Annotated in this window: 6 protein-coding genes; 2 read left to right on the top strand and 4 right to left on the bottom strand. The window is 44.4% G+C overall.

Going from position 1 to position 11,152, the window contains the following annotated elements:
• Nucleotides 1-229: 229 nt before the first annotated feature.
• The 3 genes from ABHV44_RS09490 to ABHV44_RS09480 all read right to left on the bottom strand — a co-directional run bounded on the left by ABHV44_RS09490 (nucleotide 230) and on the right by ABHV44_RS09480 (nucleotide 3,189).
• On the bottom strand, nucleotides 230-1,435 hold the full coding sequence (locus ABHV44_RS09490; protein ID WP_459074444.1) for a T9SS type A sorting domain-containing protein: 1,206 nt from the start codon (nucleotides 1,433-1,435) through the stop codon (nucleotides 230-232).
• Between the two features lie 87 nt (nucleotides 1,436-1,522).
• Complete coding sequence (locus ABHV44_RS09485; protein WP_459074443.1) at nucleotides 1,523-2,380, bottom strand: alpha/beta hydrolase; 858 nt, start codon at nucleotides 2,378-2,380, stop codon at nucleotides 1,523-1,525.
• A gap of 68 nt (nucleotides 2,381-2,448) precedes the next feature.
• Nucleotides 2,449-3,189 carry a hypothetical protein gene (locus ABHV44_RS09480; RefSeq protein ID WP_459074442.1) on the bottom strand — a complete coding sequence of 247 codons (741 nt, stop codon included), beginning with the start codon at nucleotides 3,187-3,189 and terminating at the stop codon, nucleotides 2,449-2,451.
• Nucleotides 3,190-3,425: 236 nt separating this feature from the next.
• On the opposite strand from ABHV44_RS09480, the gene ABHV44_RS09475 reads away from it, so the two are divergent.
• Both ABHV44_RS09475 and ABHV44_RS09470 read left to right on the top strand, forming a co-directional pair.
• Entirely contained in the window at nucleotides 3,426-6,890 is a 3,465-nt protein-coding gene (locus ABHV44_RS09475) for a methylmalonyl-CoA mutase family protein (RefSeq protein WP_459074441.1), read from the top strand.
• A gap of 182 nt (nucleotides 6,891-7,072) precedes the next feature.
• Nucleotides 7,073-9,157 carry a T9SS type A sorting domain-containing protein gene (locus ABHV44_RS09470; RefSeq protein WP_459074440.1) on the top strand — a complete coding sequence of 695 codons (2,085 nt, stop codon included), beginning with the start codon at nucleotides 7,073-7,075 and terminating at the stop codon, nucleotides 9,155-9,157.
• On the opposite strand, the gene ABHV44_RS09465 is transcribed toward ABHV44_RS09470, so the two are convergent.
• Complete coding sequence (locus tag ABHV44_RS09465) at nucleotides 9,154-11,148, bottom strand: T9SS type A sorting domain-containing protein (RefSeq protein ID WP_459074439.1); 1,995 nt, start codon at nucleotides 11,146-11,148, stop codon at nucleotides 9,154-9,156. The genes ABHV44_RS09470 and ABHV44_RS09465 overlap by 4 nt on opposite strands.
• Nucleotides 11,149-11,152 lie beyond the last annotated feature (4 nt).

Genomic DNA, 11,152 nt, shown 5'->3' with positions numbered 1-11,152 from the left:
TAATTGCTAATCTCAGGTCATTTAGCAAATCAAATCCGAAAATAAACATTTCTTAGAATGTGTGAAGCTTCCAAAGGTATAAAGTAACCCATGTCCACTGCTACACGTTCGTTTGCAGCAAGTTTACTTAATAAATAAAGACAAAAGAAAAGGTTGGTTTTGTTGCATCAGGGAATAAAAAAAGGGCTAGCTGAAGAGCCAACCCTTTTTAAATCAATTGTTAAGATGATTAATCTGCTTTAACCAGTCGAATGTTTTTCACTTCATCGTTTACATAAACTTTCACGATGTAAGTTCCATTAGCACTGCTAGAAATATCCAGTTCTTTATTCACTGGACCTTGTCCCTGTGCATTGTTAACGTTACCCGTAACAATTACCCGGCCTTGCAAATCTTGAACTGAGTAACGAGCATTTGCTTTCTCGCTCACTTCAAGTTGGTAAATTCCGGTACCTGGGTTCGGATAAACAGATACATTAAGGTTTTCATTTTCATTTTCGTCAACGTTCACTGAACCTGACCTTAGATCAATCATTTCTGAGTTCTTTTTGCAGTATTGACCTTTGTCAAGCTCAAGGAAGTAAACTCCAGCTTCTAGGTTATCGAAAGTTCCTTCTGTTTCAGAAGTCGTTGCGATCAACTCAGTAGAAAGCTCATTGTTTTTGAAAAGCTTCACTGAAGCAACTTCTTCTTCGATGTTGTAGTCGATTGAAGCGTTAGAAGCATTCTCATCAGTTGCGGGAGTTGCCTGCCATGTTACCTGAGCTGCATTCGTCACACATTCGCTAGAAATGCATAGGCTTTCACGTATTTGCTCCCCACCTTCACGGCTTGGGAAAATTTGTACGTTAAGGCACCAGTTGAAATCCCCACATGTAGTGAATTGACCAATGAGAACTCTTTTCTCACCTAGCTGGCTCAATTTAGCCTCACCATTCGGATGTTGCTCATCGTTCAAAGTAAAGATTGCTCCATCTTCAATAGTTACAGTTTCATTGTTGTTAAACTTTTGAAGAATAGAAGACGCAGCTGGCTCAGCAAATGCCGTGAGCGCACCACCTTCAGAATTATTGTCTGCACCGATGCTGAACCAAGAATCGTACTCCATCTCTGGAACATAGTCGAAAAAGGCCTCTTGCACATTGTTACCTAGAAACGCTCCATCAGGATGCTGGTATAGATCGCAGGTAAAGTCAAGATTGAAAGGAATCGTGTTGTCAGCTCTCTCATCACCATAAATTGCAGAAACAAAATCGGATTGATTTTGCAGGTGAATGTATACGCGGTAGGTTGTATATCCTGTGAGGTCGGTATTGCCTACCATCCCCTCGTGTTGCATCACAGTTTCAACGCTATAAGGCTGATCGGCCAATTGCGCGTTAACCGCAAAGGTCATTGTAAGCATTCCTACAATTAGTGTGTATAGTTTCTTCATGGTCATAAAGTATTTTGGTGTAAAATTTAGAAGGCTAAAGATAAATGATTTAAGTCAACAACGCAAAATTCGAAAGCACAATTTTTTTCAATTTATCGAAGAGTTACCCGATTTAGTAGAAACTTTTCCGTCACTTGTCGCTGATTCCAGAAAAGCAGTCATTCTTTCCCTGAAAAGTGGATAAGCATTCAGATTGTTGTGTCTGGCCCCTACAAGGGTGGTCATCTCTACCTTCGGATTGTCTTCAACCAATTTAAAAAGTGCCAGTGCTGAATGATATGGCACAATCCGATCTTTGGTTCCGTGAAAAATCGCGATTGGACATTTTACCTTATCTATGAAGAGGTCACTCCTAAATCTGAAACGCATGAGATAATATGTTGGCAAAAACGGAAAGTAGAACCTCGCCACGTGTAGCAAGCTGTAAAAAGGAGTTTCGAGAATGAGTCGGTTGACTGCTACTTTGGAGCAAAGCCTGATTCCAAATCCACTCCCCAACGACCGACCATAAACAATGATTGGCTGATCTGGGTATCTGGACTTTAGAAAAGAATAGCACACTTCCACATCGCTGTGCATCAGCTCCTCTGTTCGGTGACCTTTACTCTTACCATAGCCTCGGTAGTCTATAACAAAAACATCGTAGCCGTAGCTCGTCAACTCTTCGGCCATAAACCGCCAACGTTTTATACTTCCAGTGTTACCGTGCAGGTAGTAAATTACGCCCTTGCTATTTTCAACAGTTAAGAGCAAGCCGTTTATTTTGCCGCCATTTGGAGTTTCTATGAAATGCTCCTCGTAGGGTGTAGCCAGTTTGAATTCGAAATCTGTGCCCTGCTTGGTAGGAATAAAAATGAGCTTTTCCTGAATCAGAAAAAAAACCAGGCAAACCAACATGTAGATGATAGCTGAGTAAACGAGTATGTACAAAATCACTTTTAGCACAGTAAGCGATATTAACTAATTTTTGAACTCGAACAACTCGCAGCTTCGGGTTATAATGTAATGCCGATTTAAAAACTGTGCTTGAAAAATGGGCTATCCCATTGAGAGGAGCTCAGACTTTTGAAAAATGCAAACCCCACGTAGGTCACGATTGCAGAAATACAAACAAATGTCCAGGCAAAAAATGCAAATTTCACTGCTGAAATACTGTTTACCTCACCACTCAGCACCAGATCTGTTGGTAACAACAAAGCAATCAAAAATGAAATTGAAAAAATCGTTGCTGCCAGGGTTCTGAAATTTCGGAGAGGCCAGGTTGCTACCTTTCGCCAAACTGACAAATCTCCTCCCCACTGATGTATAAAGAGGAATCGACCATCAGCAAGCTCAGCAAAGAGCAAAGGATCCTTGTCACAATCCTCCAGTGTAAACATTTCTGAAGGCGCCAAAATTTTAAACTTCACCAATTCCTGTCCTGTACTTCTCTCAATCTGTTTGATTCGCGTGAGAGCTTCATAAGGTATCCCACTGCTAAACTTTTCACTGTCGAGAAAACGCAAACGATATTTTATCGCGAGACTTCTGATGTCTTCCACTTCATAAATATCCTTTTCTGCAAAATGAGATGCCTCGGGGAGTTGAATTCCTTCAGCCGATCCATTTTCGAGCGTTTGCTTCAAAGCCTTTTCACGGCAAATGTCATCCAGTAGAATATCAATTGCATCAGAAACAATTGCATTTTCTTCTGTTGGCTGATAAGTGTTTCTCTGGCGGTCGAGGTGATCTTTTAAGTTGAAATTCAAAAGCATAATCGGCTACAATTAAAAAGTTGAAAAATCTGACAGAAAACTAGACGAATAAAAAGTTTCGGCTTCACTTTTTGCATCTCTCTCAAAATTAACGAAAACCAATTGAATTTTATTCGGCTAACAGATGAACAGATTATTACCTCAAAGAGTTTAAACTCCAATCAATAGAATGCTGCTACCTTTTGCCCAACCTAGGAATTTAGGTAAATTTGCTCTCGCTAGAAATCAAATCTGCAATGGAAAAAACATCTCCTTACAAGCCAAAGAACAAAGTCAGAATTGTAACTGCCGCCTCACTATTTGACGGTCACGATGCTGCTATCAATGTGATGCGTAGGATCATCCAAAGCACCGGGTGCGAGGTGATTCACCTTGGTCACGACCGCTCTGTCGAGGAAGTGGTGGATACCGCCATTCAGGAAGATGCTCAGGCAATTGCCATGACCAGCTATCAGGGTGGACACGTGGAATACTTTAAATATATGTACGACCTGCTTCAGGAAAAAGGAGCCGGCCACATCAAGATTTTTGCCGGTGGCGGTGGTACCATCCTTCCCGAGGAAATTAAAGAGCTTCAGGAATACGGAATCACTAGGATTTATCACCCAGACGATGGTCGTGAGATGGGTCTGCAAGGAATGATTAATGACCTTGTGAAGCAAAGCGACTTCCCCACTGGAAAAGACCTCAACGGTGAAATCAAGCACTTGCCACAAAGAGATGTAAAATCTATCGCCAGATTAATTTCTGCTGCGGAAAACTATCCAGAAGAGCATCAGGCTGACCTTGATGAAATCCACAAGTTGGCGAGCAAAATTGACGTTCCCGTTTTGGGTATCACCGGAACAGGTGGTTCCGGGAAATCTTCCCTGGTCGATGAATTGGTCAGAAGATTTCTCATCGACTTTCCCGAAAAAACACTGGGAATTGTTTCAGTTGATCCTTCGAAAAGAAAAACCGGTGGCGCCCTTTTGGGAGACCGAATCCGCATGAATTCTATTCGCAACAAGCGAGTTTATATGCGCTCCCTTGCCACTCGACAGTCGAATCTCGCGCTTTCTAAATATGTGAAAGAAGCCGTAGAAATTCTCAAAGCTTCGAAGCACGACCTGATCATTCTCGAGACTTCTGGTATCGGTCAGTCGGATACGGAAATCATGGATCACTCGGATGTTTCGCTTTATGTGATGACACCGGAGTTTGGTGCCGCCACCCAACTCGAAAAGATCGACATGCTCGATTTTGCCGACATGGTAGCGATTAACAAATTCGACAAACGCGGAGCACAAGACGCCTTGCGCGATGTGAAAAAGCAATACAAACGCAACCACCAACTTTGGGATGCTAAAGATGATGAGCTTCCTGTTTTTGGAACGATTGCTTCGCAGTTTAACGACCCAGGTACCAACAGCCTTTACAAAAGCCTGATGGATAAAATCGTTGAGAAGACAAAAGCCGACCTTAACTCTACATTCGAGATTTCGGATGAGATGAGTGAGAAAGTGTTTGTGATTCCGCCAAACAGAACACGCTACCTCTCTGAGATTTCTGAAAACAACCGCTCTTTTGACGAGCGAGTTGACAAAGAAGCCGATGTAGCCGATCAACTCTACAGTCTTCGTCAGACAGTGATTTCTCTTGGAGGACCGGATTTGCTCCATGACTCCGAAACAGAAAACAAAGATGGTCTCGTGGGCGAGTTGATTTCGAAGTTTGAAGAGTTTAAAAAAGACCTCAACCCACACTACTGGGAGCTTCTACAAAACTGGGAGAACAAGAAAAAGCGCTACGAAGACGACCTCTACGTTTTCAAGGTGCGCGATAAAGAAATTAAGATTCAAACGCACAGCGAATCGCTGTCTCACACGCAAATCCCAAAAGTGGCTTTGCCAAAGTATCGCTCCTGGGGCGATGTTTTGAGATGGTCACTCCAAGAAAATGTTCCAGGTGAATTTCCTTACACGGCCGGGATTTATCCATTTAAAAGAGAAGGTGAAGATCCAACCAGAATGTTTGCCGGGGAAGGTGGCCCAGAACGGACCAACCGCAGATTTCACTACGTTTCTCTCGACATGCCGGCAAAGCGACTTTCAACGGCTTTCGACTCGGTAACACTTTACGGAAACGATCCCGACCACAGACCTGACATTTACGGGAAAATCGGTAACTCCGGAGTATCGATTTGCTGTCTGGACGATGCCAAAAAGCTTTACTCCGGTTTCGACCTGGCCGATCCAAAGACTTCTGTGTCGATGACGATCAACGGCCCCGCTCCAATGCTCCTCGGCTTTTTCATGAATGCTGCCATCGATCAGCAATGTGAAAAGTACATCCGAGAAAAAGGAATGGAAGACAAGGTCGAAGCGAAGCTCAAAGAAATTTATGACGACAAAGGCATTGAGCGCCCACGCTATCAGGGAATTTCTGAAAAAGCTGAAGACGGTCAAAAGAAGTCGGAGCTTCCAAAACAACTCAGTGTGGCCGGAACACTACCCGAAGGAAATGACGGACTCGGCCTCATGTTGCTTGGAATCACCGGAGATCAGATTTTAGAGGAAAGTGTTTACAACGAAATAAAAGCCAACACACTTTCTGTAGTTCGCGGTACAGTTCAGGCTGACATTCTAAAAGAAGACCAGGCTCAAAACACCTGTATTTTCTCTACTGAGTTTGCACTTCGCCTCATGGGTGACGTTCAGCAATATTTTATCGAGAAGAATGTCCGCAACTTCTACTCTGTTTCGATTTCGGGATACCACATTGCCGAAGCCGGTGCCAATCCGATCACACAACTGGCATTTACACTTGCAAACGGTTTCACCTATGTGGAATACTACCTGAGTCGTGGAATGGACATCAACAAGTTTGGTCCGAACCTAAGCTTCTTCTTCTCTAATGGAGTTGATCCGGAGTACGCGGTAATCGGCCGTGTGGCCAGAAGAATCTGGTCAAAAGCTCTTCGTGACAAGTACGGAGCCAACGCCAGAGCACAAATGCTGAAGTACCACATCCAAACAAGTGGTCGAAGTTTGCACGCGCAGGAAATTCAGTTTAACGACATCCGTACAACGCTGCAAGCTCTTTATGCCATTTACGACAACTGCAACTCCCTGCACACGAATGCCTATGACGAGGCGATCACTACGCCAACAGAGGAAAGTGTGAGAAGAGCAATGGCTATTCAGTTGATCATTAATAAGGAGCTCGGGCTGGCCAAAAACGAAAACCCAATCCAGGGATCATTCATCATTGAGGAGTTGACCGACCTTGTGGAAGAAGCGGTTTTGAGCGAGTTCGACCGAATCACCGAGCGCGGTGGAGTTTTGGGCGCGATGGAAACCATGTATCAGCGCAGCAAAATCCAGGAAGAAAGTCTTTACTACGAAACGCTGAAGCATTCTGGAGAATATCCGATTGTAGGTGTAAATACCTTTTTGAGTAGTAAAGGATCGCCAACAATTTTGCCGAAGGAAGTGATTCGTGCCACCAAAGACGAAAAAGAGTATCAAATTGATATGCTCGGCAGATTGCACGAAGCTCGCGAAGACGAAAGAACTGAATGGGTTAGAAACCTCCAGAAAACAGCAGTTGAAAACAAAAATATGTTTGACACCTTGATGGAGGCTACCAAGTACTGCTCGCTCGGAGAAATCACTTCAGCGCTTTTCGAAGTTGGTGGTCAGTACCGCAGAAATATGTAGCACTCATAGATGATAAAAATCAATTGCCGGATGTCATGCTGAACTTGATTCAGTATCAGTATGACATCCGGCTTTTTTGTATTCTCAGACCTGTATAAAAGTCGATTCAGTTTTGTAGAAACGATTTCTAAATCAAATGGCTAACAAGTAGTTTTAGCATCAACACTAAAAATACTTGTCTTATGAAACCATTTTCTACTCTATTGGCAATCTTGCTATTCACCTCTTTTGGATTTTCTCAACTCGAGCCCACAGGTTTTATACCGGGCTCGGCTTACACTCCACACATTTATGCTGACCAAATAGTAACTCTGGCTTCAGTTTCAGGAAGGCTTTTTAGGTCCACCGACAACGGCCAAAACTGGACCCAGGTAACCGATGGACTTGGTCCCGGTGTGATCGGCTCAGGAACCATTGAAGAAGCTGATGGTGTGCTATTCTTATCGTGCAGCGAACAAGACAAACTGTACCGATCCACTGACTACGGAGCTAGCTGGGAACCTGCTAATGATGGCATTGAAAGTCAGCTTGCCGTGCAGCAGATGCGCAACATAACCTCGAATGAAGGTCACATTTTCATCGGCCACCAATACATGCTCAAGCACTCTACGGACCAGGGAGAAAGCTGGGAAGACACCGAGCTCTCTAACAGCTGTACCGCTTTGGCCAACCTCGATGGGGAGATTTGGGTAGGACAGCAAGTTTCGGTGAAATACTCGGAAGATAACGGTGAAAACTGGTCGACTTTGATTTCTGATCCGCACACTCACCCTTCTGCAGAAGTGCTGTGCTTCGCCCAAAAGGGTGAAAGAATTTTTGCCGGGCTTTCATTCGATGAACTTTCTTCACTTAAATACACTGAGGACCATGGAGTTTCATGGGATACCCTTGGTGGATTTAGTCAGGTCTTGGATATAAAAGTGCTGGGTGAGAGCATCTACTTACGCTCACCAAACGGAATTTACAAGAGCATTGACGATGGGCACAACTGGTCGCAAATACAGGAATTCTCACAGATTCCGCTCGACTTTGATATCGTAGGCTTACAGTGCTGGGCAGGAACCATCTCAGGCCCAGTCCGCCTGAACCTTAATAATTCGGAAATTTTTCAATCGGATATTTCTGTAGGAAATACCCACGACATCACGAGTATTGATCAAACGCTGTTCAACCTCTCGAACCATCTTCTTTACAGGTCCGATAATGATGGTGAATCGTGGCAGAACGCGATGCAAAGCGTTCCAAACTCCGGTCAAGGACTCAACAGAATTGAATCTTATGGCAACAAACTCTTGATCAGCTCAAACGGCCAAAATGAATTTGCTGCGCTGAGCGAAGATGCAGGTGAAACCTTTGAGGAAGTTCCATCCACACCTCATGGAACTGCAGCTTACATCATGAATGGCGACCGCATTTATTCCTTCAGCTTTATTGATTACACTTTTTGGTACTCAGACGACCTGGGACAAAACTGGGAGTCTGCAACAAAATTTCCGGCCCAAATAGACAACAGCTTTAACACTTTTGAATGCCTCGAAAAGGTCGGTGATGTGCTGATCGCTGGTTTTACAGGTGGTGTTGCAGTGTCGACCAACAACGGTGAGCACTGGAATTTCCATGAACACTCCGGCTCGGTCTTCAAATCCATTTCAGGTTGGGACGATAAACTGATTGCAATCGTATCAGCTGAGCTCGATGGCGATAAAACAATCATGAAAAGTTCCGACAACGGTGAAACCTGGACGGATGCATCTTCCGGATTTGCCTCGCAAAATGAAGAAATAACACCAATGCAACTGATGATGTTAGAAAACAGGGTCTACTGTACCAACGGGGCGGAACCTTTTGACGAAGACTCAGGGAAAATCTTCGCTTTGAATGCAAACGGCAACTGGTACGAAGTTCCCGAATTGGGTATTCCCCCGATGGAGGTAATCTGCATGACAAAAACCTCTTCTGGAATTTTTGCCGGACTTAGACACTATGGTGTTTGGTCAACCCAGGATGTGGCTTTTGGAATCGATGACAACGAAGTTGAATCATCTAGGATCAACCTCTACCCTAACCCTGCTAAGGAGTTCATTCAGATTCAGACAGACTCGAAAGGCGATTACCAAATCTGGAATTTGCAGGGACAACTCGTTCAGTTTGGAACAGTCAATTCGAGCATTCAAACAATACAAACCGACTCGCTGAAAAGTGGGATTTACATTTTCACTCTTAAAACTGATAAGAGGATTGTGACAGAGCGCTTTGTGGTGAATTAATTACCAACGATTACTCGCAGAATTTTTTCACCCACGTTGGTTTCTACTTTGATTACATAAACTCCGGTTTCCGATGGAAGCTGGAGTTTTGTTTTTGAGACCCCATCAAAACTTTGCTCTAACACCCGCCTACCGGTTAGGTCGTAGGCCGACACTCTCTCGACTTTCAAAACACCATCTGTGTCGATGGAGAAGCGTCCGGTGCTAGTTGGGTTCGGATAAGCCATTAAATTACTCAGTGCTTGCTGCTCCACGTAGGTAATGACCGCTCCCATCGTTTCTTCTGCCATCAGCACTGGATCCGCACCTGTTGCCTCATACATTTCTTTAAAAGTGAGAATTTCCGTTGTGTTGGTGGCGAACATTTCATCCATCCATTTTGGCGGAGCTGATTGGTAAAACAAGCGCGCAGAAACGTTGATCTGCCCTTCGTAACCATTCAAAGGAATGCTGTAAAGTATGCGATCACTTCCAGAGCCTTCCTCTCCATCTTCGTAGTTGAAGTTAGGGTCATCGAGCGCCAGCCCGGCAATTTTGGTTGTGTCGTAAACTTCGTGGGAAGTAGAAAAGCCAATTGGCGTCAGTCGGTTGTCTTTGATAGCCTCGTTGGCCCGTTCCAAGACAGTTGTTACGTCACCATTTACATCGCCCATCACCAACTCGTAAATCTGCACCTGATCCTCGCTGTTGATCACGTTGTAGTGAGGTTCGTAAGTTGGGTTTTGACCATTCACTTCATAATCGCTTTGAATCACACCGCTTTGGAAAAGCGTATCCTGATCAGCTCCGGTAATCACAAATTCGATATAAGCTCTTCTCGCTGGATATCCCGATGGAAATTTGTGACCCGTTACATTTGTCAACTTCACCTGGTAAACAGCACTGTCGGTTGAGACGGACACCTCCTCTAGTTCCATTTCTACCGATTGATTCTGCAAGTTGTCGAGCGTCCGTGTGATCATGGAATTGAATTGCTCATCGGTAGCAGACACACCCAGTTCACCGCTGTAATCACGCATCAGCTCGAGCATGAAAGAGTTTCCTCCGGCCATGCTGTGTAGTCCAAATGGCGAACGTCCTGGCAAAAACGCATAATTTGATGAGATCACCACTTCATCCGGTATTTGAGGAAGGTGGCAACCCTGACACTCTATCGGGTTAATTTCTGTAGCGTAAATTGAATTGAGCCATTCGTGGTAAGTCGCCTGCTCCACAAAAACATTTCCTGTGGGCTCACCTTCGAGGTCGACCGTATTGGTTTGAAGAGTGTGGCAACCCGCACAAAGTTCAGATTGTCCAATGTGTGCTCCGTACTCAGGCTGAAACCCAACAAAGCTTTGCATAGGTTGACTGAAGATTGGAGCTTCATCCGGATCTCCACCATAGGGTCCAAACACCGTATCTTCAACGAAGCTAAGCTCTCCGGAAAATACAGTTCCAATTCCATCTGGGTCTTGTTGATGGCAAGCGTTACAACTAACCCCATCCATTCCGAGCGAATCGGTAGAAAGCATTTCCATGGAATAAGCACTCAAACCGTCAAAGTGCGCAGCAAAATGGCCCATCGGTGCATGGCATGAAGTGCACTTGTCTTCCAAAATTGTCTGGTGTTCCGGATTCACAGTCACTTCGTGGCTCACTTTGGCTTTCCAGAAAGGATCTTTCGCAGAATTCGCCATCATGGAAGCTCGCCAGTCGTCCACCAGGTTCACATCGTTACCTTCTTCATCTACACCAGCAATTCCATTTGGGTCAAAGCCGTGACATCCTGCACAAACTCCAGATCCTGCAAAAAGAGAATTGTAGCCATTTGGCAAATCCGCAGACATTGCTCTGTACATTCCCAACTCCTCGTTACTATGAAATGATTTCCCTCTAAGTGGATGATTTTTTTCAGGAGTTGCCGAGGAGGTCAAACTAAAGTAAACACCTCCCAGGAGAACGACTATCGGAGCCAGACGCCAGAAAAACTTGAGTTTGTTATCAGTCATGAAT

It is taken from the genome of Halocola ammonii, from assembly GCF_049334165.1.
Lineage (GTDB): Bacteria > Bacteroidota > Bacteroidia > Flavobacteriales_D > Sanyastnellaceae > JBEGHD01.
The sequence above is the reverse complement of the archived record's forward strand: the minus strand, read 5'-3'. Positions and strand labels throughout refer to the sequence as shown.

Coding starts and splice junctions, on each gene's coding strand:
- ABHV44_RS09470 (WP_459074440.1), top strand. CDS start 7,073: ATGAAACCATTTTCTACTCTATTGGCAATCTTGCTATTCACCTCTTTT.
- ABHV44_RS09465 (WP_459074439.1), bottom strand. CDS start 11,148: ATGACTGATAACAAACTCAAGTTTTTCTGGCGTCTGGCTCCGATAGTC.
- ABHV44_RS09480 (WP_459074442.1), bottom strand. CDS start 3,189: ATGCTTTTGAATTTCAACTTAAAAGATCACCTCGACCGCCAGAGAAAC.
- ABHV44_RS09475 (WP_459074441.1), top strand. CDS start 3,426: ATGGAAAAAACATCTCCTTACAAGCCAAAGAACAAAGTCAGAATTGTA.
- ABHV44_RS09490 (WP_459074444.1), bottom strand. CDS start 1,435: ATGAAGAAACTATACACACTAATTGTAGGAATGCTTACAATGACCTTT.